Raw genomic sequence first — 23,658 nt, forward strand, 5'->3', positions numbered from 1 at the left:
CAGCTGTTGTCGGGGAGCCGCGGGGCCGTTGTGGCCGGCCGCGCGGTTCCCCGCGCCCCTATCGGGGGGTCGCGATTGCTCGTGCTGCTCCTACCTCCTGGCGCAGCGGTTCCAGGACGCTCTCCTTGGGGCCGACCGTGAAGTGTGAGCGCACCTCTTCCAGTACGTCCGAGGCGCGCAGGCCGTCCGCCAACTCCCGCAGTTCGTGCGCTACTTCCGCCACCTCGGCGGGGTCCGGTGGCTGCGCTCCGTGCTTGATGCGGACGCGGGCGGCGGTCGTGGCGTCCAGGATGCGTTCGACGGCGACGACCAGCGGCCACCACGCGGTGGCGCGCCTTCCGGTGGGCGGTGGCTCGGTCAGGGCCCGCTGGAACTCGGAGCGGATCACCGACAGGTCGCGGTAGAGACGGCGACGCAGGCGGGCCCGCGCGGCCGGTTCGACGGTGGCGCCGAACGCGCACTCCACGTACCCGGCGGTGTCCGCGACCGCGTCCGCGAGCCGGTCGCCGATCCGCGTCCCCCAGCTCTCGGGCCACAGCAGATACCCCGCGACGAGCGTGATGGCGCAGCCGATGAGGCTGTCGACCAGGCGCGGGACGACGAGGCCGAGGCCCTGGTGGTTGAGGATGTCGGAGAGCAGCAGGATGACGGGCGTGATCGCCGCCGTCTGGTAGCCGTAGCCGCGCGTGGTGAGCGCGGGGATGAGCGGGGCGAGCAGCAGCATCACGGGCACGTCCCACCAGCCGTGCGGCACCTCGGCGAGGACGGCGGCCGCGACGACCAGGCCCGCGGCCGTGCCGAGCGCGCGCAGGACGGCGCGGGAGAAGACCGAGCCGAAGTCGGGCTTGAGGACGAACGTGACGGTGAGGGCGACCCAGTACGACCTGGGCACGTCGATCAGCGAGACCAGTGCCTGCGCGACGCCGATGCACAGGGCGAGCCGCAGGCCGTAGCGCCAGGAGGCTCCGGAGAGTACGACGTTGCGGGCGGCGCGCCGGGCCCGCACCCGCAGCGCGGCGGGCCGGCCGAGGCGGTCGTCGGTCTCGATGACGCCGAGCGGGTCGGTGTCGCCCAGCGTCTCCACCGCGTGCCGCACGGCGTGGTCGAGGGCACGGGCCGCGTGGTCACCGGGCTCGTCGCCGGGCGCCGGGAGGGCCGTGGCGCCCTGCCCGCCCCGCTCCACGGCCTCCGCCAGGGACCGCACCGCCGCCGGGACCTCGGCGGGGAGGCGTACGCGCGCGTGGCGGGCGCCGAGGTGGGTGGCGGGTGCCGCCTCGATGATCGGGGTGAGGGCGTTCAACTGGGCGACGAGGCGGACCAGATCGGGGTTGCGGCCGTGGTCGCGGGCGCGGCGGGCGAGGACGAGGTCGTAGCTCTGGTTCAGCGAGGTGGTCACGGCGGCGCGCGCGTCGTCGTACGCGTCCGTGCCCGCCGCGTCGAGGAGCGCGGCCACCGCGCGGTAGGAGGCGGCGACCGCGGTGCGCTCGGGAACGCCGGACCGCAGCGGCCAGGCGAGCAGGCCGAGCGCGAGGACGAGGAGCCCGCCGCCGGTCATCAGGGCCGGGGCGAGCCACCACTGGCCGGGCATCGGAAGCCCCGCGCCGATCACGCAGTTGAGCAGCAGGAGCAGTCCCGATACGGACGCGACGGCCCCGATCGTCGACATCATCCCGGAGACGAGCGCCACGAAGGTGACCGCGCCGACCGTCACCCAGCCGTGCCCGAAGGCGAGCGAGCCGAGGGTGACGCCGAGGGCGCCGAAGAGCTGGGGGACGGCGATGTTGAGGACGCGCATGCGGTAGGCGTCGGCGGTGTCGCCGATGACGCCGGACAGCGCGCCCATGGAGGCGAGCGCGCCGTACGTGGGCTGTCCCGCGAGGAGGCCGACGGCGAGCGGCAGCGCCATGGCGAGGGAGGCGCGGGCGACGGCCGCCCAGGGGACGGGCGCGGACTGCGGCCTGAGGGACCTGACCAGCCAGTCCGGTGGGGTCAGCGGGCGGGGGCGCCGGGGGCCGCGTGGAACCGGAGGTGCGGTGGGGGTCTCACGAGGCATGTGCCCATTATCGCCGCTTTGCGCGGGCTGCCCGGGAGGGCGGGAACGACCGGGAGGCGGGGTCGACGGGGAGGGCGGGGTCAACGCTCCTTCTCGGGGCGGTGCAGGGTGAGCGTGACGACGAGTGTCCGGTGGTCGGTGTCGCCGATCTCCAGGAAACGGGCGTCGCGGGCGGAGAAGTCGGGCGTCGCGAGGACGTGGTCGATCTGCGCGCCGAGCGGCGAGGGCACGGCGGTGGGCCAGCTGGGGGCGCGCGAGGAACCGTCGAGGCGGGCGGCGTCGCGCAGGCGGCCCGCGTCGAGGATGGCGCGGAAGGCGGCGTGGTCCTGGGTGGCGTTGAAGTCACCGGCGATGATCGTGGACCGCCCCTCACCGGCGGCGGCGTACTCCCGGATCTTCCCCAGCTCCTCGCGCCACAGGCCGACCTGGCGGGGCATCGGGGGCATGGGATGGGCGAGCTGGACGCGCACGGGGTGCCCCTTCACGTCCGCCACCGCCGCGGGCATGCCGAGGGTGGCGGGGATGCGGGGGGCGCGCTTGAGGGGGACCTTGGAGAGGAGGACGGAACCCTCCGGGCCGTACGCGTCGACCGACGCGCGGTAGGGGTACTCGGCGCGGGGAAGCTCTTCGCGCAGGGTCGCGGAGCAGGCGTGGTCGCACTCCTCCACGAAGAGCAGGTCGGGTCGCTCCTCGCGGACGGCGCGGAGCAGCCCCGCTGTCTCGCGGTCGTACTCGACGTTGGACGTCATGACGCGCAGTTCGGCGACGGCCCTTCCCTTCGGGGCGTCGGTGTTGCCGTAGGGCTCCATGTACCAGGCGAGGAGGCCCAGGGCGGCCACGCCCCAGACCATGCCGGTGCGCCAGCGGGCGAGGACGGTCAGCAGGAGTGCGGTGGCGGTGGGCAGGAGGAGCCAGGGCAGGAAGGCGAGGAGTTGCGGGACGGGGGTGGGGCCGTCGGAGTCGGCGAGGCGGAATCCCAGGACGGCGCTGACGCCGCTGAGCAGGATTCCACCGCTCCACGCGGTGCCTCGCCTCCTTCTTCTACCTCGTGTGTGCGTCCCTGCTTCTGCCGCTGCTTCTGCCTCCGGTTCGGTGGCCGGGTTGGCGGTCACGCTGTCCAAGGCGGTGGCCTCTCGCTGGTTCTCGCGGTTTCTCGCGGTTTCTCGCGGGGTCGCGTGGGTTCGCGTTCATCGAATGTCGTGGCAGATCCTCTCTCAGGGACGAGGGATTGCCGCTTCGGGGTTGCGTGGGCCCTGTCGGGGGGCGGGATTGTTTGTCTGTCTGTGCGGGTGGGTGGTGGTTGCTCGCGCAGTTCCCCGCGCCCCTGGGGGGCTTGTGCCGTTGGCTGTCCGCGGGTGGGTGGTGGTTGCTCGCGCAGTTCCCCGCGCCCCTGACGGGGCCTTCTGTTGTTGGTTGTCCGCGGGTGCGTCGTGGCTGGTCGCGCAGTTCCCCGCGCCCCTACGGGGCACTCCGTCAGCGCCCCCGCCAGGGCCCCGTAAGGGGCGCGGGGAACGGCGCGAGCAACCACGTCCGATCCGCAGTCGCAGTACGTGCCCCTTTAGGGGCGTAGGGGCGTAGGGGCGCGGGGAACCGCGCGAGGGGCCGCTGCCCGCCGCACCCGGGGGGCGAGCCAAGCTCCCAGAGCCAGCAGCGTCCCTGCCCCCAGCACCACCCACCCCGCCACCCACAACGACTCCGTCAACGCGTCGTAGACGGACCCCACCGCCCCGCGGGAGATGTCCGGCGGGAGGTCGGAGAGGGTGAGCGCCCGGCCGACCGCCACGGCACCCAGGAGCAGCCCCGCCGCCAGGGCGATCCCGAGCCCCGCCACCACCACCGCCCGCCGCCGGCGACCCGCGGCGAGGACCCCGCCCACCGCGGACACGGCCGCCGCCACGGGAAGCCACAGCCCCGCCGACTGGAGCAGCTGGATGACCTGCCGCAGCCACCCCAGGTCCTTGGACCGCATGACCGTGACCTCCGTGTGCTCCACGGGGATCTTGGAGGCGAACGGCACCCCGTCGTCGGACAGTTGCTGCTTGATCCGCTGCGTGATCGGCGCGAGATCGATGGTGACCGCCCCGTCGGAGTCGTCGCTCAAGGCCCGCTGCACAGCGTCGTGCGCGGCCCGGTTCGCCGCGTTCCAGGCGGTCTTGTACGCCGCCGTCTCCGTGAAGGACCCCGCCGCGTCCCGTACGAAGGACTCCACCGCCCCCTGCAACGGCCCCACGTCGATCTCCTCCATGACCGCGCCGGTGACCGCGTCCGCCACGGCCGACCGCACCGCGGGGTCGGAGGCGAGCGGCGCCATCGTGGCGACGTAGTTGTCCGCGTCCCCGATCTCGTACCGCGACCAGGTGGAGAGCGCGCCGAGGGGCACGAGGAGGCAGGCCAGGACCAGGAGAACGGCGGACAGGGTGCTGCGGACGCTGCGGGGCACGCATCCCAGGCAAGGCCCCGCTCGCACGGGACGCGAGCGGGGCGACTGCATATGGGGCAAAGAGATCAGCCGACAGAGCAGACCAGGAGGCGCAGCACCCGCTACTTGCGGTTGTACAACCGCATGGTCACCGGCCCGAACACCCCCACCAGCAGCACCACCCACCCCAGCGTCCACATCAGCTCCGTCGTCGGCGACGTGCCGTCCATCAGGGCGCGGACCGCCGAGGAGACATGGGTGATGGGGTTGTTGTTGACGAAGGCCTGGAGCCAGCCCGGCATCGTCTCGGGCTTCACGAAGATGTCGCTGAGGAACGTCAGCGGGAAGATCACCATCATGCTGACGCCCATCACCGACTTCTCCGTGCGCAGCAGCAGCCCGAACATCGTCCAGATCCACGAGAACGCGAAGGAGAAGACGAGCAGCACCGCGATACCGCCGACCACGCCGAGCAGGCCGCCGTCGGGGCGGAAGCCCATGATGAGGCCGACGGTCAGGATGACGACGGAAGCGATGGCATAGCGCAGGGCGTCGCCGAGGAGGTAGCCGACCATCGTCGAGGGGCGCCAGATCGGCAGCGTACGGAAGCGGTCGAAGACGCCCTTCTCGATGTCGGTGTTGACCGAGACGCCCGTATACATCGTGATCATGACCACGGACATCACCAGGATGCCCGGCAGCAGGTACTGGATGTACTCCTGCGGCGACCCGGCCAGCGCGCCCCCGAACAGGTACGTGTACATCAGCACCATCATGATCGGGAAGGCCGTGACGTCGAACAGCTGCTCCGGTACGTGCTTGATCTTCAGCATCGCGCGCCAGCCGAAGGTGAGGCAGGCGGAGAGCGCGCTGGGCCGGGGCGGCCGCTCGGTGGCGATGAGGAGTTCGGCGAGGGACTCGGTCCTGACGGGCGCGAGGTCCTGGGTCTCGGTGGGGGCGGTGGCGCTCATGCCGTGGCCTCCTTCTGCGAGTCCTTCTGCGAGTGCTTCTGCGTGTCGGTCGCGGGGACGGAGTGACCGGCGTCCGCACCGGTCAGGGCGAGGAAGACCTCGTCCAGGCTGGGCTGGCCCAGCGCGAAGTTGTCGACGGTGATGCCGGCGTGGGCCAGCTCGGCCAGCGCCCGCGAGGCCTGCTCGGCGGCGCCGCGGCCGTTGAGGGCGCCGTCGTCCGTGCCGACGCGGGCCGTCAGCGCGACCGGGTCGGGCTCCAGCTGGATCTGCGCGTCGAGCACCGCGCCGAGCAGCCGCGCCGCTTCCTCGCGCTGGTCGGCCTCCCGCAGCCGCACGTGCACCGAGCCGGCGCCGACCGACGCCTTCAGCTCGCCCTTGGTGCCCTCGGCGATCACCTTGCCCTTGTCGATGACGGCGATGCGGGCGGCCAACTGGTCGGCCTCGTCGAGGTACTGGGTGGTGAGCAGGACCGTGGTGCCGTGGGCGACGACCGCGCGCACGATGTCCCAGACCTGGTTGCGGCTGCGCGGGTCGAGGCCGGTCGTCGGCTCGTCCAGGAAGAGCAGGTCGGGGGTGTTGAGGATGGACGCGGCGATGTCGATGCGCCGCCGCATGCCGCCGGAGTAGTTCTTCACCTGGCGACCGGCCGCCTCGGTCAGGCCGAACGCTTCGAGGAGCTGTCCGGCGCGGTCACGCGCCGCCTTCTTGGTGTGGCCGGTGAGGCGGCCCAGCAGGATCAGGTTCTCCAGGCCGGTCAGGTCCTCGTCGACCGACGCGTACTGCCCGGTGAGGCTGACCAGGCCGCGTACGGCGTCGGCCTCCCGCACCACGTCGTGGCCGAAGACGTGCGCCTCGCCGCCGTCGGGACGCAGGAGCGTGGCGAGCATCTTGACCGCCGTGGTCTTGCCCGCGCCGTTCGGCCCGAGTACGCCGTAGACCGTGCCGGCCCGGACGGTGAGGTCGATGCCGTCGACCGCGCGGTTGTCGCCGAAGGTCTTGACCAGACCCGCGGTCTCGATGGCCAGGGTGCTCATGTCCGTCCGCCCTCTCGCAAGGAGTGTCGTCGGGAGTGCAGACCGGTCGCGCGGCCGAAAGTCATCGGTGAGGGGCGCCGCAGGGCCCCGCCGGGCTTGGGAGGGCTCCGGTGGCTTCGGTGGCTCCGGTGGCTCCGGTGGAACGCTCGGCCGAACGGGTGTTTCCTGGATGAGGGGACGAGGAGGCCGATCATGCGAATCGCTCTGACCCTGGGGGCGGCCTGCGCGGCAGCCGTACTCACAGCCGGATCCGCCGCCACCGCCACCGCGTCCACGCCCGCGTCCACGCCCGCGTCCACGCCCGCGTCCACGCCCGCCGGCAACGACGGCTCGGTCATCTGGGGCACCGTCGTCTCCGGTCCCGATCTGAAGGTCAGGGACCAGCCGGCCACCAGCGGCGAGATCGTCGCGAAGCTGCCGCACGGCAGTCAGGACCGCGTCGAATGCGTCACGCACGGCACCGCTGTCCACGGCGACCCGCACTGGTACTGGCTGAGCGGCGTCCGCGGCTGGGTGAGCGCGGCGTACGTCGACACCGGCGGCCGCCACGTGCCGAGCTGCACCTCCGCCGACCCGTGCCCCCAGTGGCGTGACCGGGACTGCCACCACGACCCGTGCGCCGAGCACAACCACTGACCGCACATGAGCCGCGACCACTGACCGCATGACCGTATAACCGCACGACTGCACGGAAGGGGACCAGCCATGGCACACGCCGCACCCGTCCACTCCAGGCGCTCCAGGCACTCCGGGCCCGCCACGCCCCGCTCAGGGGCGGCCTCGACCCCCGCCGCCCGCTGGGCGGGCCTCGCTCTGCTGATGGGCGTCGTCTACGGCCTCTGGGCCTGCGCGATCCGGCGCGACGGCGGGCCGATCACCACCGGCAACGTCCTGTTCGGCGTGGTCACCGGTCTCCTCTTCGCCGCCCTCATGCTGGCCGTGCACCGGGTGGCGCCCACGCTCCCCCGCGAGCTGCGCGCCCTGTCCTGGGCGGCGTTCGCGGGGGTCGCCTTCGGGTTCCTCTACAGCCTGGCCGGGGCGAGTGTGCTGCGGTCCACGGTCATGGCCCTGTTGATCGCCGGGGGCGTCTTCGCGGTGACCTTCTACCGGTACTACACCACCGAGTGAGCGGTACTACTCCGCCGAGTGACCCGCCTGGCCCCTGCCCCGGCCCCGGGCCCGGTTTCCGCCCCCCAGCCGGTGCGCCGCGAGCAGTGAAGCGGCCAGCACCAGCGCCGAGTTGACGGCGAACGCAACGCTCACCCCGGACAGCACCGCCTCCGGAGCGGCGCCCGCGCCCGTCCCAGTCCGGGCCGCCACGATCGCGCTCATCACCGGGATGCCGAGGGTGATGCCGACCTGCTGGGTCATCGTGGCGAGCCCGGTCGCGAGGCCCTGTTCGGAGTCGGGCAGGCCGGACGTGGCGGTCACCATGAAGGCGACGATCAGCAGCATGTTGCCGACGCCGCCGACGAAGGCCGCGGCGAGTACCAGCCAGATCCAGCCCCCCGAGGTGCCGAGCGCGACGAGGGAGGCCGTGGCGGCGGCCTGGACGGCACCGCCGCCGAGGATCGTGGCACGGCCCCCGAACCGGCTCACCGCCCGGCCGCCCAGCATCCCGCCGAGCACCGTGCCGAGGCCGAGCACGCCGAACGCGAGTCCGGTCGCGAGCGCCGAGTAGCCGAGCACCTCCTGGAGGTAGAGCGTCAGGAGGAACACCAGCGAGGTCTCCGTGGCGAAGGCGATGAGCCCCGCCGCGTTGCCCCAGACCACCGTGCGGCGCCGCATGATGCGCACGGGGACCAGGGGCGCCGCCGACCGCCGCTCCACGCCCCGGAAGGCGAGGAGCAGGGCCGCACCCGCCACCAGCGCGGTGAGCGCCACCGGGTCGCCCCAGCCGCTCTCGCCCGCCCGCGTCAGCCCGTACACGAGGGCCAGCAGGCCGCCCGTGACCGTCACCGCGCCCGGCACGTCCAGGCGGTGCCTGCACACGATCCGGGAGTCGGTGAGCAGCGCGGGCGCGAGGGCGACGACGGCCGCGGCGACCGGCACGTTGATGAGGAACGCCCAGCGCCAGGAGAGCAGGTCCGTGAGGAGCCCGCCGAGGAGCGCCCCGGTGGTGAAACCGGCGGACATGAGCGCGCCGTTGAGCCCGAGCGCCCGGTCCCGCTGGGGCCCTTCGCGGAACGCCGTGGTGAGCAGCGAGAGCCCCGCGGGGGTGACGGCCGCGGTGGCGAGCCCCTGCAACACCCGGGCCGCCAACAGGACTTCCGGAGTGGTGGCGAGCCCGCCGAGAGCCGACGACAGGCCGAGAAGAGCCATCCCGCCGATGAAGAGCCGCTTGCGCCCGAAGAGGTCGGCGATCCGTCCGAGGAGGAGCGTGAAGCCGGCCGCGGCGAGGGCGAAGGAGGTGGCGATCCACTGGAGCCGGGCGAGGGGGAACCCGAGCCCCTCCCCGACGACGGGGAGGGCGACGTTCAGGATGGAGAAGTCCACGGCGACCATGAACTGCGAGCCGAGAAGAAGGACGAGGACGACCTTCTGCCGGCGGCTCATCGCTCCCGGCCGCTTCGGCGCGCGGGCCGGGGGCGGCGTGGCGGCGGCGGGCCTCACAGCTGCTCCAGTTCGACCGCGCGGGCCATGGCCCGGTAACCGGCCTCGTTCGGGTGCAGGTGGTCGCCGCTGTCGTACTCGGGGGCGATCCGCTCCGGGTCGGCCGGGTCGGCGAGGGCCTTGTCGAAGTCGACGTACGCGTCGTACTCGCCGGACGTGCGCACCCACGCGTTGAACTCGTCGCTCACGGCGGCGGCGTGCGGCCCGTAGTGGTCGGAGCCGCCGAGCGGCAGCAGTGTCGCGCCCACGACCTTCAGGCCCTTGGCGCGGGCCTCGCGGATCAGTCTCCGGTGGCCGTCGATGAGCTGGCGGGCGGAGACGGTCGGGCCGGGCTTGTAGGTGGGTTTGTCGGTCTCGCTGAAGCCGATGTCGTTGACGCCTTCGAGGACGACGACCGTGCCGACGCCGGGCAGGTCGAGGGCGTCCCGCGCGAACCGGTTGGCGCTCTTCTCGCCGTACCAGGCAGAGTCGTTGAGGACCATGTTGCCGCCGATGCCGGCGTTGAGGACGGGCCGCTGGCCGCCCGCCTTGGCGAGGCGCTCGGCGAGGGCGTCGGACCAGCGGCGGTTCCGGTCGGTGGAGGAGGCGAAGCCGTCGGTGATGGAGTCGCCGAAGAGGACGACGCCGTCCCGCTCGGCGGGCCGGGGGCCGCTGACGTCCACGCCCGAGAGGTAGTACCAGGACTCCGTCGACGCGCCGAAGGCCTCGGCGCCCGGGTCGGCGGTGTGGTCGCCGTCCGCGCGGTAGCTGGTCGCGAAGGCCTGGGCGTGGAAGGTGGCGGGGCCGGTCGTGCCCGAGAAGTGCAGTGTGACGGTCACCGACTCGAAGGCGTCGAGCTTCAATCCCGCCGCGTCACTGGATAGTTGGCCCCCGGCAGGGATGGTGACGGACCGTTTCCCGTCGAAGGTGAGCCGCCGCACCGACCCCTTCTCCACGGCGGCGCCCTTCTCCGTCCGGGCGACGGTGGCGCTCTCGACGCGCAGCGGCGAAGCCCCGTACGCGTTGGAGAGCCGGATGCGGGCTCTGGTGCCGCCCTCGGTGACGCGCACGACCTGGCGCAGGGTCTGGCGGTCGAATCCGGCCTCGGACCAGTTGGCATCGAAGCCGGCGCTGGGCCGCTGCGGGGCGGCCGCCCAGGCGGCGGACCACCCCGGCCCCCGGTCCTGTACGGCCGGGGAGGCGTGGGCGCCGGTCAGTGCGGCCCCGGCGGTCAGGGCGAGCGCGGAGGCGGTGGCGACGACGGACAAACGGGCACGCGAAATCATCGAAGACTCCAGGGAGTTGGGAGGAAGGGGGCCGTCCCGGCGGTGCGCCGGACCGACAACCCAAAGATCCGCCGAACCCGATGGCTCATCAACGACGATCCGTGAAACGATCTGCGTGCAGCGCTTATCGATGCAGGTCACAGGGGGGTACGCAATGGAACGGCAGGAGTTGGAGACCTTCCTGACGCTGGCCGAGGAGCTGCATTTCGGCCGCACCGCCGAGCGGCTGCTGCTCTCCCAGGCGCGGGTCAGCCAGACGCTGAAGAAGCTGGAGCGCAGGATCGGCGCCCCGCTCTTCGAGCGCACCAGCCGGGTGGTGCGGATGTCACCGCTGGGGCGGCAGTTGTACGAGGATGTCGCGCCGCTGCACGCTCAGATGGAGGCGGCGGTGGCGCGCGCGAAGGACTCCGCGCGGGGCGTCGAGGGCGTGCTGAACGTCGGCTTCCTCGGCTCGGGCGCGGGTTCGCTGACGGCGCCGGTCCTCGCGACGTTCCGCGAGCGCTGCCCCGGGTGCGAGGTGACGATGCGGGAGACGCAGTTCCAGGACCCGCTGGGGGCGCTGCGCGGCGGCGAGATCGACCTGCTCTTCACGTGCCTGCCGGTGGAGGAGCCGGACCTGACGGTCGGGCCCGTCGTCATCAGGGAACCCCGGCTCCTGGCGATGCCGCTCGGCCACCCGCTCGCCGGCCGGACGTCGGTGTCCCTGGAGGAGATGGCGGGCGAGACGTTCTTCGGCGTGGTCAACAGCGCGCCCGCGTACTGGTGGGACTTCCACGTCCCGCCGCGTACGCCCAGTGGGCGGCCGATCCGTCGCGGCCAGGCGGTGGCGTCGTTCCAGGAGCTGATGACGCTGATCGCGACGGGGAGGGGGATCTCCCCGGTGATCGCCTCCGTGGAGCGGTACTACTCACGTCCTGACGTGACGTTCGTCCCTCTACGGGATGTTCCGGCGGCGGAGGTGGCGCTGATCCACCGATCGGGTACGCCGGGCCCCCGCGTGGGGGCGTTCATCCGGGCGGTGGCCGACACGGTCACCGCGAACGGCGGCCCCGCCGCGTTCTGACGGTTCTCCCGTGCGGGCGCGAGCAACCACGACGCACCCGCAGAAAGGCCGCCGCCCAAGACCGCCCGTCAGGGCCCCGCGCTGTCGGGACGGTCCGTGCAGAGCGCCCAGATGACGAAGACGCCGATCGCGATCGAGATGAACGCCCACACCGGCGTATACGGCAGCCACAGGAACTGCGCCACGATGCCCAGCGCCGCCAGCGCCACGCCCGTAGCCTTCGCCCAGCTCGCGCCCTTGAGGATGCCCCAGCCGACGACGACGATGACGATGCCGAGCACCAGGTGGATCCAGCCCCACGCGGTGAGGCTGAACTTGTAGACGTAGTCGCCGATCCGCGTGTAGACGTCGTCCTTGGCGATGCCAGCGATCCCCGCGAACGCGCCGAGGAGCCCGTTGACCAGCATCAGGACCCCCGCGAACAGGGTGCCGCCGGTGGTCCACACGTCCTCGTCGCCGCCGTGGCCCGGCTTGCTGTGATCCGGCTTGCCGTGGTGCGTGGTCGCGCCGCTCATGGCCACCCCATCTCTCGCTGTCAGGACTCACAGCGTGTGACGGGCCCTGCGGGGAGGCGACCGGGCCTACTCCGAACGGGTGATGGGTGAGGGGTGGCGGGTTACGACGCCGACCCGTCGGCGACCGCCCGCGTGATCGCCGCCGCCATCCGCCGGATGCCCGGCGAACGGACCGGGCACGGCCGGGACTTGGCCGTGGTCGGCGCCAGACAGAAGTGCAGGTAGTCGTCGCCCCGGTGCAGAGCGGTCCGCCCCCGCCCGGGCTCGGTGCAGTACGCGGGGTTCTTGGTCTCGTACGCGGTACACGGCAGCTTCTCCGCCCACGTGTACCGCGCGGACGCCGGGGCGACGGCGCGGCCCGCGTCGGCGACGAGGCCGTTCGAGGCGCGGGCCTGTGCCTGGTAGAGGCCGTTGACGCGGCGGACGCGGTCGGGAGTGATGGGGTCGGGGCCCTGGAGGACCCACACGATGCGGGGCCGGTCCGCCCCGGCGGCGGAGTTGATCTGGCCGACCAGCGCACGCGCGTCCGCCGCGTACCGGTCGAAGTACTTCTCGCGGGCCTTGTCGTACGTGATGCCGTCCATGCAGGGCGTGTAGCCCCACGCGTTGCCCCAGAACTGGAGTACGACGTAATCGGGCCGCTCGGCCCGGACGAGGGCGGCGGCCTTGTGCCGGTCGGGGACGAGGGAGTCCTTGCCGGTGCCGTCGAGGTAGTCGCACAGGGTGGTGCCCGAGTAGGGCGCGCTGCGGTAGCGGGCGCCGAGCCCGTCCTTGAGCTGGGCGCCGAGGACGTCCTGGTTCTCCATGGCGAGGGAGTCACCGAGGTAGAGCACCTTCGGGGCTTTCCGGTGCCGGGTGGCCGAGGTGGAGGACGGGGCGGGGGAGCGGGCGTCGGGGCGGTCGGCGCCGGACTGGCCGGCGTCGGCGGGCCCTGGGCGCTTGGGTACGGGCGCGGCGGCCCGCGTCTCGCCCCCGGACCCCGGATCACCGCACGCCCCCAGCAGCAGCGCGCCCGCCAGCACCCCGGCGCCCACCCCCATGCCCCACAGCCTTCGCACGCGGCAACCCCCACCCCAGACAGCCGAAACGGCCCCCAGGCAAACACATGCGCGACGGCGACGGAAGGCGTCGGCCTGCCAAGTACGGCCGGGCGCCCTTCGGCCGAAGGTCTACGGGACCTTGGCCGAAGAGGGCGCCGCGGTGAGGCGTCCGGACAGTTCCTAGCGGGCGACGAACTGCGTGAGGATCGCCTGCACTTCGTAGATGTCGACGCCCTTGGTGAACGTCTTCTGGAGCGGCGTCGGATTGCTGGAGATCCAGATCTTCAGCTCGGCGTCGAGGTCGAAGTGCCCGGCCGTCTCGACGGCGAAGTGCGTGATGCTGCGGTACGGCACCGAGTGGTACTCGACCTTCTTGCCCGTTATGCCCTGCTTGTCGACCATGATCAGTCGACGGTCGGTGAACAGCATGGTGTCGCGTATCAGCTGGTACGCGGCGTGCACCTGCTCACCGTGACCGAGCAGACGCGCGTACTCGCCCTGGGCCTTCGACGGGTCGACGGTGTGTGCGTTTCCGAAAAGTGCCATGTAATGCCCCCCACTGGATAGTCACCGCTCGCGGTGACCCATCCCCTTTTTTCCCCGTGCCCGGGACGAGCCACGGGATCGGCCCACCCTAACCGGGGGCGCGGGCGGACGCGGGGGGTGAGGGGGCTCGGAGTGTGGGACGCGGGAGTTCGCCGGGCGGGAGGGTCGCGCCCCGCGCGAACGCGTCGGCGAAGGCGGTCTCACCGATGGCCGCCTTCGCAGCGGCCGTGATGCGGTCGACGTCGCCGCGTTCGGCGGGCGGCAGCGGGGCTCCCACACTGCGGCGGGCCGCGTCGGCGGCACCGAGGAGCAGGGCGCAGTGCGCGGCGCGCTCGGTGGGGCCCGCGGTATCGGCAGGGCCGGCGATATCCGGGAGGAGGGCCGCGCCGGCGAGGCCCTCCAGGGAGAGGGCCAGGGCGCGGGGCTCGGCGAGGCGGCGGGCGATCTCCAGGCCGAGCAGGTGCTCGGCCTCGGCGCGGGCGCCGTCGCCGCGGAGTTCGGCGACGAATCCCAGCTCGGCGTGGAGCAGGTGGTCGCCCGCGGGGGAGGACACGTCGGCGTGGCGGTCGCGGATGCGGAGCAGATGCGACTCCGCGGCGTCGAGGTCTCCGGAGCGGCGGGCGCCGAGGGCGAGCCCCATCTCGGCATGGATCTCGCCGTACCGGTAACCGTGGCGGGCCGCCAACGTCCGCGCCTGCTCATGGAGTTCGGCCGCCCTCTTCCCGTCCCTGGTGAGCAGGGCGAGCCGCCCGAGCCCGGAGAGCCTGGCGGCGACCTCGGCCTCAAGACCCAGCTCACGGGCGATGCGCAGCCCCTCGTCCTGGCGGCGCGCGGCTTCCTCGTAATCGCCCTTGATCTCGGCGAGCACGGCGAGCGGGGACACGGTCTGCAACGCACCCCAACGGTCCCCCAGCTCCTCGAAGAGCGCGGCCCCGCGCAGCCCGTCACGCCGAATCGTGGCGAGGTCACCCCGGATCAGCGCATGCATGGCCCGCAACGAAAGCGCCCCCGCGACCCCCCACACTTCCCCTCGCCTCTCGGCGAGCGCGAGCGCACAAGCGTTGACGTCCTCACTCCGCTCCAACTCGCCCCCGCTGAAGAGGGCGTAGGCGTACAGCCAGAGGGAACGGGGGGTGAGTCCGGCCCCGCCAGGGGCGCGGGGAACTGCGCGTTCGGCCACATCGCACCCGCAGGAACCCACACAGCCGCAGGCGCCACCCCTCTCGCCCGTAAGCAACGCGAACGCCGCCCACAACACCCGGAGTTCACGGCCCCCCACCCCCAGCCCGACCACCTCGGAGAGAGAACGGCGAGCCTCTGCAAGGCGGCCGCAAAGCAACCACCACCACGCCAGCGCCACCCCCATCCGCACCGCCAACCCAGCCGACGGCCCAACGGACGCCCCACCCCGCGCCTCCGCCGACGCCGCCCGCACCGCCTCCTCCAGCGCAGCCCGGAGATTGCCCGCCTCGGCGTCGAGCCGAGCGAGCCACTCCCGCTGACCGCTCCTGCGCAGGCACGGCTCAGCCTGCTCGGCCAAAGCGAGGTAGTAACGCAGGTGGCGTTCCCGTACGCCTTCCAGGTCCTCCCTCTCCGCCAGCCGCTCGACGGCATACGCCCCCACGGACTCCAGGAGCCGATACCGCGCCCCCGCCCCGGCCGCCGCCCCCGGCCGCCCGGGGACCAGTACCACCAGGGAGCGGTCCACGAGCCGGGTCACCAGATCGAGGACGTCCTCGCGCGCGACGCCGTCACCCGCGCACACGGCCTCCGCGGCCTCAAGGGTGCAGCCGTCGCGGTGGACGGCGAGGCGCCGCAGGACGGTGCGTTCGGGAGGGGTGAGCAGTTCCCAGCTCCAGTCGAGCACCGCGCGAAGCGTCCGCTGACGGGCGGGAGCGCCGCGCTGCCCGGAGGTGAGCAGCCGGAACCGGTCATGGAGCCGAGCGGCCAACTCCCGTACGCCGAGGCCGCGCACGCGGGTGGCGGCGAGTTCGAGGGCGAGCGGAAGACCGTCGAGCCGTCGGCAGATCTCGGCGACGGCCGCCGCGTCGCCGGGGTCGGCGAGCGAGAACCCGGGCGCCGAGGCGGCGGCGCGGGCGGCGAACAGAGTGACCGCGTCGGCGGCGTCCAGGGGCTCCACGAGGAAGACGGCCTCGCCCGTGAGGCCGAGCGGCTCCTGACTGGTGGCGAGGACCCGGAGCCGGGGTGCGGCGCGCAGCAGCGTGCCGACGAGGTGGGCGGCCTGCTCCACGACTTGCTCGCAGTTGTCGAGGACGAGGAGGGCGTGACGATCGCGCAGGGCGGCGGCGAGACGTTCGAGGGGCCCGGCGCAGGAGCCGGTCCCGGGCACGCCGGAGGGGGCGTCGTCCCGAAGCCCGAGCGCCCCGGCCACGGCCTCCGCGAGTTCGTCTACCCTGCTGCCCCCGCGCAGCCCGGCGAATTCCACGAGCCACACCCCGTCGGAAACCCCGCCGTCCCAGCCGCCTTCCCCAGCAGTCCGCGCCGCGGCCTCCACAGCGAGCCGGGTCTTGCCCACACCCCCGGCCCCGGTGAGCGTGACGACCCGCGCCCCCTCCAGCAGCCGCCGGACACCCCGTACGGCTTCCTCCCGACCGAGGAGGGGAGTGAGGGGAGCGGGCAGGTTGGTGAACTGCTGCCCGGGGCCTTGGGCGGGCGCCGGGTCTTGGCTCCTACGGGGCGGGGACGGGCGCGGCGAGACGGGTGTGTGGGTGGGAGACGGGGTGGGAGACGCCCGCCGCGGAGCGGTGGAAGAGGGAATACCCGGGGCAAGCCCGGGGTCCTGCCGAAGGATCGCCGCATGCAGCGCGGCCAGCGCAGGCCCCGGCTCGACCCCCAACTCCCAGTCCAGCCGCCCCCGCAGCTCCCGATAGGACGCCAGCGCTTCCCCCTGCCGCCCCGCGAGGTAGAGCGCCCGCATCTGCAACCCCCGCAACCGCTCCCTCAGCGGATACCGGGCCACGAGGTCGGCCAGCTCCCCGGTGAGCAACGTAAGGTCCCCCGAGGCGAGCCGCGCCTCCCCTCGCTCCTCCCACACCGCCAGCCGCTGCTCGGCCAGCCGCTGCGCCGACGCTCGTACGAACTCCTCGTCCGCGAAGTCGGCGTAGGCGGGCCCGCGCCACAACTGAAGTGCTTCATCGAGGAGTTCGGCGCGCACCCGGGGGTCCTCCTCAAGTCGCGCCCCGCCTACCAGGTCGCGGAAGTGGAACGCGTCCACGACGTCCCCCGCCGCCATGTCCAGCCGAAGCCAGTAACCGGCGGCCTGGTACACCACCCGGTCGCGCCCGATCGCGCGGCGCAGCTGGGAGACCTTGGACTGAAGGGCGTTGGCCGGGCGGCCGGGCTGTTCGTCGCCCCAGAGGTCTTCGACGAGCCGGTCGGCGGAGACCGGACGCCCCTCGTGCACCAGGAGGTCGGCGAGCAGCGCTCTGACCTTCGTCTCGGGGACCCTCACCGGCTCCCCCTCGCCGTCCCACACCGCCAGTGGACCGAGCACCCCGAACCGCATGCGGATCACCGTACACAGAGTCCGAGCCGCGGTGACGGCCGCGCCCGCCGACGGACCACACACGGATCACACGCGGACCATCAGCGGACCATCAGCGCCCCCGAAGCCCCCACGAGCAGAGTCGCCCTGCTTCACCGGACCACCGCCCGCCCTCACCGCCCCGAAGCCCCACTGCCTCGAAGCCCCGAAAGGTGCCCCTCCATGCCCACCGCGCAAACACCCCCCACAACCACACGCACGGTCGCCGCCCCAGCCCCAACTCCCCGGAAACTCCCCCTGGCCGCCCTACTGGCCCTGGCCACGGCCGTGTTCATCACCAGTCTGACCGAGACACTGCCCGCGGGCCTGTTGCCCGCCATGAGCGCCGACCTGGGCGTGAGCGAGTCCGCGACCGGCCAGACCGTCACCATCTACGCGATCGGCACCGCGCTCACCGCGATACCGCTGACGGCGGCGACGTCGGGCTGGCGCCGTAAGCGGCTGCTGCTCATGGCCATGGCGGGCTTCGCTGCCGCGAACACCGTGACAGCGGTCTCGGGCAACTACCCCCTCACGATGGCCGCCCGCTTCGTCGCGGGTGTGGCGGCGGGCCTGGCCTGGGCGCTGCTGGCCGGGTACGCCCGTCGTATGGCGCCCGTACACCTCCAGGGCAAGGCGATCGCGATCGCCATGGCGGGCATCCCCGTGGCGCTCTCGCTCGGCGTACCGGCCGGGACGTTCCTCGGCAAGGTGGTCAGCTGGCAGGTGGCGTTCCTGGCCATGACCGGGCTCACGGCGGGCCTGCTGGTGTGGATCGCCGCGCTCCTTCCCGACTTTCCCGGGCAGCCGCGCGGGGCGACGCCGCCGATGCTGCGGACCCTGCGTGTGCCCGGCGTGGTGCCGGTCCTGTCCGTGACCCTGATCTTCGTCCTGGCGCACACGGTTCTCTACACCTACATCGCGGCGTACCTCGACGGCCTCGGCATGGGCGGCACGACCGACCTGGTCCTGCTGGTCTTCGGCACGGCGTCCCTGACCGGCCTCTGGATCGTGGGCGCCCTGATCCACCGCAGGCCGCGTGCGCTGACCCTCGCGGCGGTCCTCCTCGTCGGCGTGGCGGCGGCCGTCCTGGCGGTGTTCTCCGGGACCCCGGCGCTCGTGTACGCGGCGGTGACGCTGTGGGGCCTCGGCTGGGGCGGCGCCCCCACCCTCCTCCAGACCGCGGCGGGCGACGCGGGCGGGGAGGCGGCGGACACCGCGCAGGCCATGCTGGTCACGCTGTGGAACGTGGCCATGGCGGCCGGCGGAGTAGCGGGCGGCCTCCTCCTGGACCTCTCGGGCACCGCCTCCTTCCCCTGGACCATCCTGCTGCTCCTGGCCCCGGTACTCGTCCTCGTCCTCACCTCCCGGACCCACGGCTTCCCCGCCCGCCGACCGGGCACGAGTCCCTGAGACGCGGCGCCGCCGGGGCCGGATCGAGCCGAAGGGATGCGGAGGAGCCCCCCGTTCAACTGCCCGCAGGAGTACGGTTGAACGAACGAGGGGCACGTAGCCCGCCGGTATCCGGACCGGCCTCGCTCTCACGCGCCGCGTCGCGCCGCCTCGCACTTCGCGCCTTCCGTAGCCCCGGCCCCCGGCGCACGGACCCACGCCACCACCGCACGACCCCCAGTACCTCACCAGTCCGCCTGTTGGACAGGGGCAGCCCAGGACCCCGGCCGCGCCGCGAGCCACGAGTATCCGACCGTCCCTCTTCCTCTCAGGAGCGCCCTCCCCATGACCGCCGCCCTTCAGCAGCCCCCGCTGCCTTCCCACCCCTTGCTCCGCCTGACCCTGGCCGCCCGCGTCGGCAGCACCCCGCGCCGCGTCGACGGCGCGTGGTGGCCGAGGTCGTACGACCTGCTGGTCGAACTCCCGCTCCTGGTCGCGGGGTTGCCCGCCGCCTGGGGCAACATCACCGCCGTCACCGTGACCGGCCCGGCCTGGACCTCATCCCCCGGCCGCCTCCTCATCGCCAACCAACTGGTACGCCTACGCAGGACGGACACAAGGACGGACGCCGGCCTCGCTCCGTCCACCATCTGCCTCCTGGCCCCCGGCCGGGGCCGCTGGGACCTGCTCGTCGTGCCCCCGGAGACCCCGGAGACGAGCGCCGAATCGGCCATGGCGGCCGCCGGGGAGTGAAGCTCTGCCCACAGGTCTGAGAGGATCGGGGCCCGTACGTAGGGCCCTGTGAAGGCCCGGCCAGGTGGGGTGGGGATGTCGATGATGGTGTTGCTGCTCTGCATGGGGGTGCTGATCGCGGCGGCGGGCCTCGGGGCCGTCGTGTGGGCCGCGCGGGGCGGCCCGCGCTGGGTCCACGGCGTGGCCAAGGCCACGTCTGTCGCGGCGGAGTTGGCCGCGTCGGCCACCAAGATGAGCCGCCGCGGCGGCGGCAACGGCAACGGCAACAACGCCGATTAGGCCGCGCCGGTCTGCCCAACTCCCGTACTGACGAGCCGATCCCGACACGAGAGGCGGTAGCGGGCAGCCGGAAGGCTTCAGCCGCAGCACCTTTCAAGCACGCTCGGTGTTTGCTCGGTCACCCGGAGTGCGGGACCATGAGCGCCTCGGCGGGCTGAAGGGCGTGTTGTGGACTCGTTGGACGCCGTCGTGCGCGACGTTGCTTTCCTCATCATGGCGGTCACGTTGGTCTACAACGGCCCCTTGATCGTCAGCGGCATCCTGTTCGCCCGCCGCGGCGGCGCATCGCTGCGCGGGCAGCTCGCGTTGAGTGGCGGAGTGCCGGTGGCGCTGCCCGGCCATTGGGCGGTGTTCGTCCTGATCCCCTGCCTGAACGAGGAGCGGGTCATCGGGAACACCGTGCGTTGCCTGCTCGACCTCCAGCCCGGAGTCCGGGCCGTGGTGATCGACGACGGCAGCGACGACCGTACGGCCGCACTGGCGGAAGCCGCGGGCGCGGGCCGTATCGAGGTGGTGCGGCGGGCGCTGCCCGAGGCCCGGCGCGGAAAGGGAGCCGCTCTGAACGCCGGTCTTCGGCACGTGCGCCACCGGGTACGGGACGAGGGCCTCGACCCGGCGCGCGTCCTGGTGTGCGTGCTCGACGCGGACGGCCGGCTGACGCCGGGGGCCACCGCCCGCGTGGCGGCGCTGTTCGAGCCGCCGGAGGTCGGTGGCGCACAGCTGGCCGTGCGGATCCGCGACCGCGGCCATGTCGCCCTGCGGTTCCAGGACTTCGAGTTCTGGGGGCTGAGCGCGATCAGCCAGTTCGGCCGGGTGGCCACGGGGTCGGTGAGCATGGGAGGCAACGGACAGTTCACCCGCCTGTCCGCGCTGGACAGCGTGGGCGAGCAGCCGTGGTCGTACTCCCTGACCGAGGACCTCGACCTGGGCGTCAGCCTCGCGGTGCACGGCTGGACGGTGACGTCCACGACGGGCGCCTACGTCTCCCAGCAGGGGCTGACCAGCCCTCGCCGCCTGCTGCGCCAGCGCACCCGCTGGCACCAGGGCCACATGACGGCTCTCGCGCGCGTTCCCCAGCTGTGGACCGCCCCCGGCATCCGGCGTGGGACCCGGATCGAACTCACGGGATACCTCCTGATCCCCTACCTGATCACCCTGCCCTGGTCCCTCGTCCAGCAATACCTGCTTCTGCGCCTCGTACAGGGGCACGGGTTGGAGCTGTTCGCCCTCCCGGCGGGGCCGTTGTGGCTCCAGGCGCTGGGCGGCCTGGGCTGCTACGCGCTGGCCTTCGCCGGGCACCTGGCCGTGGCGGCCGTCTACTGGCGGCGTACGGGCGACCAACCCCTGTGGAAGACGTTGGCCTACTCCCACGCCCTGGTGCTGTGGATGTACGTCAGTTTCATCGCCGTATGGCGAGCCGTGGGCCGCATGATCACGCTGCGCAGGGGGTGGGCCAAGACCGAGCGTTCCCAGGAGGAGCCCCTGGTGGCGGCGGACCCGCAGGCGGCTGCGGAAACGGGCTCTCGGACGTGAGTGATACGCCTGTCGTGATGGGCGCGCCCGTACGAGCCATGCTCGTCCTCGGCACCCGGCCGGAAGCCGTCAAGCTGGCGCCCGTGGCCCGCGCCATAACCGCCTCCCCGCTGTTCGAGCCGCTCGTGGTGACCACCGGGCAGCACCGCGAGATGCTCCACCAGATGCTGGACCTTCTCCAGACCGGCGACCGCACCGACCTCGACGTCATGCGGGAACGCCAGCAACTGTCCACCCTGACGGCCCGGTTGGTCGACGGCCTGGGCACGGTGATCCGGGAGCGGCGTCCCGACCTCGTCGTCGTCCAGGGCGACACGACGACGGCGCTGACCGGCGCCCTGGCCGCGTTCTACGAGCGGGTGCCCGTGGCGCACGTAGAGGCCGGGCTGCGTACGGGCGTGCTGGACAACCCCTTTCCGGAGGAGCTGAACCGCACCCTCATCGCCCGTATGGCGCGCTGGCACTTCGCGCCCACCGCGGGTGCTGCCGCCCACCTGAGATCCGAGGGCGTACCGGAGCGCGCGGTGTTCGTCACCGGCAACACCGTTGTCGACAATCTGCTGTGGGTGCTCGCCACGGGAACAGGCCGCAGCCACTTCACCACATCGCTGCGGCGCATCCTGCTCACCCTGCACCGCAGGGAGAGCCACGGCGGCGCCATGCGCGACATGGCGGGTGCGGTACGGACTCTCGCCGACCGGGAGGACGTCGAGATCCTGCTCCCTCTCCACAAGAGTCCCGCGGTCCGCGAGGTCCTGCTCCCCGCGCTCGCCGCGCATCCGCGCATCCGTGTGGTGGAGCCCCTGGACTATCCCGACTTCTCCGCGACCCTCGCCGCCTGCGACCTCGTCATGACGGACTCGGGCGGTGTCCAGGAGGAAGCACCGGCCCTGGGCAAACCGGCCCTGGTCCTGCGCACGGCCACGGAACGGACGGAGGCGGTGGAGGCAGGCGCCGCGCAACTGGTGGGCACCGAACCCCGCGCCATCGTGAACGCGGCGACGAGACTGCTGGACGACCCTCAGGCGTACACGCGGATGGCGACCGCCGAGAACCCCTTCGGAGACGGCCACGCCTCCCGCCGCATCATCGCCCACCTGGCCGCGGGCCTCAGGGCACCCGTCCCCGCCGCCGCACCGCCACCGACGTCACCGGCCCCTCGCCCCGCACCACACGCGGAGCCCACCGCGGCACGCTGACGACGCCCCGGCTATTCCCCTCGGCTCAGAAGTCGTCGGCGCCGTTACGCAGCTCGTAAGTCCAGTACCCGGTGGCCCACTTGGCCGGGTCCACGGCGATGCCGCCCTTGCCCGGAGCCGTGACGGCAGCCATGCCGCCTCCGCCCTGGAGCGTCACGGAGAAGCCGTTGACGATCTCGTTGTCCTCGTCGGTGCCCCCGTCCGACAGCCTGACCAGCGCGTACGCCGGGGCCCCCGCCTTGAGGACGACGGACGCGGCGGGCTTGCTCTTGGCGACCGGCGGCACGTTCTCCCGGTGGCTCTCCAGGAACTGGATCTCCGGGTAACCGGTCATCTTGCAGCTGTGCCCCGAGGTGTTCTTCGCGGTCAGGACGATGTGGGTGTAGGGCGGGCCGTTGTGGCGGGCGGCGCTGATGGAGAGGTCCTTGGCGGCGCAGACGGGGGCGGCGCCCGTGGCATCGGAGGCGGGGGAGGCCTGGCTACCGCCGCTCTTCGCGGCCGAGGCGCCCGCCTCGGACGACGCGGACGCGCCCGGCGACTTGGACGAGGAAACGGAAACGGACCCGCCGCTCCCACCACTCCCGCCCGTCCCGGACGCCTTGACCCCCGAGCCGCCACCACAGGCGGTGAGCGACAGCGCGAGCGCCGCGGTGGCGCCGGCGGCGGCGAGAACGGTGGTGCGGCTGCGGAACGTACGCATGGGACTTCCCCTGAGAGATAGAACGAGAGGCAGACCCGAGCTACCGACTGCCCCGCTGCCACCCCCCACCCTGCCGCCCACCACTAACGCCCCGCTGCCGCGCTACTCACGTCCGGCTGCCGTTCCACCGGGACGTGTGCGAAGCCGTCGGAGGCATGACGGGGTGGACCCGGCAGACGTACATCGGATCGGTACATGACCTAGGGGTGGGAACCCCTGCTGGTGAGCCGGTAGATCGCGTACGTCAGCGCCAGGGGTGCCGCTACTGCTGGCAGCGCCCCCTATGACCCAGATCAGGAAGAGCACCTCGGGTTCTGCTGCAACTTCTCCATGGTCACCGCATGGACGATGTCCCTGCTCGTGGCAGTGTTGTTCTCGCTCGTGCTGGCTCTGGTCGCCGGGATCCTGAAGACCAGCACCGGAGCCGCCTGCGCTGATGCAGTCCTTTACGGCGGCACTGCTTTCGCCACGTCGATGGGCCTCTGCGTGCTGGTCCTGTCCGCAGCTGGCCAACTCTGAGCGAACTGACATGCCTTTCGGAACGTCCAGACAACAAAGAAGGCCCAGGGCTTTTGACCTGGGCCTTCTTCAAAGAGCGGGTGACGAGAATCGAACTCGCACTCTCAGCTTGGGAAGCTGAGGTGATTTGCGGGCGGTTGCTCAGCTGACCTGCACGGGAGCGCTGCTGGCGTCTGACCATTCGCCGAGTCTTTGCCCGGTGATCCCCGTGGTTCCCCAC

Annotated in this window: 21 protein-coding genes; 9 read left to right on the top strand and 12 right to left on the bottom strand. The window is 72.6% G+C overall.

Features of this window, described 5'->3' with window-relative positions; translation table 11 throughout:
• Positions 1 to 58: 58 nt before the first annotated feature.
• The 5 genes from CP975_RS18175 to CP975_RS18195 all read right to left on the bottom strand — a co-directional run bounded on the left by CP975_RS18175 (position 59) and on the right by CP975_RS18195 (position 6,477).
• Positions 59 to 2,053: an FUSC family protein gene (locus CP975_RS18175; protein ID WP_150477113.1), complete on the bottom strand. Its 1,995-nt coding sequence runs from the start codon at positions 2,051 to 2,053 to the stop codon at positions 59 to 61.
• An 80-nt stretch (positions 2,054 to 2,133) separates the two neighbouring features.
• Complete coding sequence (locus CP975_RS18180; protein ID WP_150477114.1) at positions 2,134 to 3,174, bottom strand: endonuclease/exonuclease/phosphatase family protein; 1,041 nt, start codon at positions 3,172 to 3,174, stop codon at positions 2,134 to 2,136.
• 437 nt (positions 3,175 to 3,611) lie between these two features.
• Positions 3,612 to 4,493 (bottom strand): hypothetical protein, encoded by an 882-nt coding sequence (locus tag CP975_RS18185; RefSeq protein WP_150477115.1) that lies wholly within the window; start codon positions 4,491 to 4,493, stop codon positions 3,612 to 3,614.
• Positions 4,494 to 4,594: 101 nt separating this feature from the next.
• Positions 4,595 to 5,443, bottom strand: coding sequence for an ABC transporter permease (locus tag CP975_RS18190; protein WP_055534020.1), 849 nt, complete (start codon positions 5,441 to 5,443; stop codon positions 4,595 to 4,597).
• The gene (locus CP975_RS18195; protein WP_055534021.1) at positions 5,440 to 6,477 is read right to left on the bottom strand and encodes an ATP-binding cassette domain-containing protein; all 1,038 of its coding nucleotides are present in this window, start codon (positions 6,475 to 6,477) and stop codon (positions 5,440 to 5,442) included. The genes CP975_RS18190 and CP975_RS18195 overlap by 4 nt, the downstream gene beginning before the upstream one ends.
• A 192-nt stretch (positions 6,478 to 6,669) precedes the next feature.
• Here CP975_RS18195 and CP975_RS18200 point away from each other — a divergent pair, with 192 nt between their 5' ends.
• Positions 6,670 to 7,113: an SH3 domain-containing protein gene (locus CP975_RS18200; protein WP_055534022.1), complete on the top strand. Its 444-nt coding sequence runs from the start codon at positions 6,670 to 6,672 to the stop codon at positions 7,111 to 7,113.
• Positions 7,114 to 7,182: 69 nt separating this feature from the next.
• Entirely contained in the window at positions 7,183 to 7,605 is a 423-nt protein-coding gene (locus CP975_RS18205; protein ID WP_055534024.1) for a hypothetical protein, read from the top strand.
• Between the two features lie 6 nt (positions 7,606 to 7,611).
• On the opposite strand, the gene CP975_RS18210 is transcribed toward CP975_RS18205, so the two are convergent.
• Positions 7,612 to 9,033: an MFS transporter gene (locus CP975_RS18210; protein ID WP_055534026.1), complete on the bottom strand. Its 1,422-nt coding sequence runs from the start codon at positions 9,031 to 9,033 to the stop codon at positions 7,612 to 7,614.
• Positions 9,034 to 9,086: 53 nt separating this feature from the next.
• Positions 9,087 to 10,355 carry an SGNH/GDSL hydrolase family protein gene (locus CP975_RS18215; protein ID WP_055534028.1) on the bottom strand — a complete coding sequence of 423 codons (1,269 nt, stop codon included), beginning with the start codon at positions 10,353 to 10,355 and terminating at the stop codon, positions 9,087 to 9,089.
• A 154-nt stretch (positions 10,356 to 10,509) separates the two neighbouring features.
• On the opposite strand from CP975_RS18215, the gene CP975_RS18220 reads away from it, so the two are divergent.
• Positions 10,510 to 11,418, top strand: coding sequence for a LysR family transcriptional regulator (locus CP975_RS18220; protein ID WP_199783139.1), 909 nt, complete (start codon positions 10,510 to 10,512; stop codon positions 11,416 to 11,418).
• Positions 11,419 to 11,486: 68 nt separating this feature from the next.
• Here CP975_RS18220 and CP975_RS18225 read toward each other — a convergent pair whose 3' ends face one another.
• The 4 genes from CP975_RS18225 to CP975_RS18240 form a co-directional block, all read right to left on the bottom strand.
• On the bottom strand, positions 11,487 to 11,933 hold the full coding sequence (locus CP975_RS18225) for a DUF7144 family membrane protein (RefSeq protein WP_055534034.1): 447 nt from the start codon (positions 11,931 to 11,933) through the stop codon (positions 11,487 to 11,489).
• Positions 11,934 to 12,034: 101 nt separating this feature from the next.
• A complete protein-coding gene (locus tag CP975_RS18230; RefSeq protein ID WP_150477116.1) occupies positions 12,035 to 12,991 on the bottom strand; it encodes an SGNH/GDSL hydrolase family protein in 957 nt (318 codons plus the stop codon).
• 162 nt (positions 12,992 to 13,153) lie between these two features.
• Positions 13,154 to 13,519, bottom strand: a complete 366-nt coding sequence (locus tag CP975_RS18235; RefSeq protein ID WP_150477117.1) for a PH domain-containing protein — start codon at positions 13,517 to 13,519, stop codon at positions 13,154 to 13,156.
• Between the two features lie 88 nt (positions 13,520 to 13,607).
• Positions 13,608 to 17,045, bottom strand: a complete 3,438-nt coding sequence (locus CP975_RS18240) for an AfsR/SARP family transcriptional regulator (RefSeq protein ID WP_208835569.1) — start codon at positions 17,043 to 17,045, stop codon at positions 13,608 to 13,610.
• A 201-nt stretch (positions 17,046 to 17,246) separates the two neighbouring features.
• Here CP975_RS18240 and CP975_RS18245 point away from each other — a divergent pair, with 201 nt between their 5' ends.
• The 5 genes from CP975_RS18245 to wecB all read left to right on the top strand — a co-directional run bounded on the left by CP975_RS18245 (position 17,247) and on the right by wecB (position 22,219).
• Positions 17,247 to 18,476, top strand: a complete 1,230-nt coding sequence (locus tag CP975_RS18245; RefSeq protein WP_150477118.1) for an MFS transporter — start codon at positions 17,247 to 17,249, stop codon at positions 18,474 to 18,476.
• Between the two features lie 324 nt (positions 18,477 to 18,800).
• On the top strand, positions 18,801 to 19,208 hold the full coding sequence (locus CP975_RS18250; protein ID WP_055526729.1) for a DUF5994 family protein: 408 nt from the start codon (positions 18,801 to 18,803) through the stop codon (positions 19,206 to 19,208).
• Positions 19,209 to 19,283: 75 nt separating this feature from the next.
• A complete protein-coding gene (locus tag CP975_RS18255) occupies positions 19,284 to 19,487 on the top strand; it encodes a hypothetical protein (protein WP_055526732.1) in 204 nt (67 codons plus the stop codon).
• Positions 19,488 to 19,676: 189 nt separating this feature from the next.
• Positions 19,677 to 21,020, top strand: a complete 1,344-nt coding sequence (locus tag CP975_RS18260) for a glycosyltransferase (protein WP_150477119.1) — start codon at positions 19,677 to 19,679, stop codon at positions 21,018 to 21,020.
• Positions 21,017 to 22,219, top strand: coding sequence for a non-hydrolyzing UDP-N-acetylglucosamine 2-epimerase (gene wecB, locus CP975_RS18265; protein ID WP_246201543.1), 1,203 nt, complete (start codon positions 21,017 to 21,019; stop codon positions 22,217 to 22,219). The genes CP975_RS18260 and wecB overlap by 4 nt, the downstream gene beginning before the upstream one ends.
• 25 nt (positions 22,220 to 22,244) lie before the next feature.
• Here the strand turns inward: wecB and CP975_RS18270 are convergent, their stop codons facing one another.
• Positions 22,245 to 22,919: a DUF4232 domain-containing protein gene (locus CP975_RS18270; protein ID WP_055526740.1), complete on the bottom strand. Its 675-nt coding sequence runs from the start codon at positions 22,917 to 22,919 to the stop codon at positions 22,245 to 22,247.
• A 330-nt stretch (positions 22,920 to 23,249) separates the two neighbouring features.
• On the opposite strand from CP975_RS18270, the gene CP975_RS18275 reads away from it, so the two are divergent.
• Positions 23,250 to 23,438, top strand: coding sequence for a hypothetical protein (locus CP975_RS18275; protein WP_055526741.1), 189 nt, complete (start codon positions 23,250 to 23,252; stop codon positions 23,436 to 23,438).
• The last annotated feature ends 220 nt before the right edge of the window (positions 23,439 to 23,658 follow it).

Source organism: Streptomyces alboniger (assembly GCF_008704395.1).
Lineage (GTDB): Bacteria > Actinomycetota > Actinomycetes > Streptomycetales > Streptomycetaceae > Streptomyces > Streptomyces alboniger.

What these genes read in the sequence shown, in the direction of transcription:
- CP975_RS18210 (WP_055534026.1), bottom strand. Translation starts at nt 9,033, where the DNA reads ATGAGCCGCCGGCAGAAGGTCGTCCTCGTCCTTCTTCTCGGCTCGCAG.
- CP975_RS18250 (WP_055526729.1), top strand. Translation starts at nt 18,801, where the DNA reads ATGACCGCCGCCCTTCAGCAGCCCCCGCTGCCTTCCCACCCCTTGCTC.
- CP975_RS18270 (WP_055526740.1), bottom strand. Translation starts at nt 22,919, where the DNA reads ATGCGTACGTTCCGCAGCCGCACCACCGTTCTCGCCGCCGCCGGCGCC.
- CP975_RS18200 (WP_055534022.1), top strand. Translation starts at nt 6,670, where the DNA reads ATGCGAATCGCTCTGACCCTGGGGGCGGCCTGCGCGGCAGCCGTACTC.
- CP975_RS18275 (WP_055526741.1), top strand. Translation starts at nt 23,250, where the DNA reads ATGGTCACCGCATGGACGATGTCCCTGCTCGTGGCAGTGTTGTTCTCG.
- CP975_RS18225 (WP_055534034.1), bottom strand. Translation starts at nt 11,933, where the DNA reads ATGAGCGGCGCGACCACGCACCACGGCAAGCCGGATCACAGCAAGCCG.
- CP975_RS18205 (WP_055534024.1), top strand. Translation starts at nt 7,183, where the DNA reads ATGGCACACGCCGCACCCGTCCACTCCAGGCGCTCCAGGCACTCCGGG.
- CP975_RS18245 (WP_150477118.1), top strand. Translation starts at nt 17,247, where the DNA reads ATGCCCACCGCGCAAACACCCCCCACAACCACACGCACGGTCGCCGCC.
- CP975_RS18190 (WP_055534020.1), bottom strand. Translation starts at nt 5,443, where the DNA reads ATGAGCGCCACCGCCCCCACCGAGACCCAGGACCTCGCGCCCGTCAGG.
- CP975_RS18175 (WP_150477113.1), bottom strand. Translation starts at nt 2,053, where the DNA reads ATGCCTCGTGAGACCCCCACCGCACCTCCGGTTCCACGCGGCCCCCGG.
- CP975_RS18235 (WP_150477117.1), bottom strand. Translation starts at nt 13,519, where the DNA reads ATGGCACTTTTCGGAAACGCACACACCGTCGACCCGTCGAAGGCCCAG.
- CP975_RS18195 (WP_055534021.1), bottom strand. Translation starts at nt 6,477, where the DNA reads ATGAGCACCCTGGCCATCGAGACCGCGGGTCTGGTCAAGACCTTCGGC.
- CP975_RS18220 (WP_199783139.1), top strand. Translation starts at nt 10,510, where the DNA reads ATGGAACGGCAGGAGTTGGAGACCTTCCTGACGCTGGCCGAGGAGCTG.
- CP975_RS18255 (WP_055526732.1), top strand. Translation starts at nt 19,284, where the DNA reads ATGTCGATGATGGTGTTGCTGCTCTGCATGGGGGTGCTGATCGCGGCG.
- CP975_RS18215 (WP_055534028.1), bottom strand. Translation starts at nt 10,355, where the DNA reads ATGATTTCGCGTGCCCGTTTGTCCGTCGTCGCCACCGCCTCCGCGCTC.
- CP975_RS18240 (WP_208835569.1), bottom strand. Translation starts at nt 17,045, where the DNA reads ATGCGGTTCGGGGTGCTCGGTCCACTGGCGGTGTGGGACGGCGAGGGG.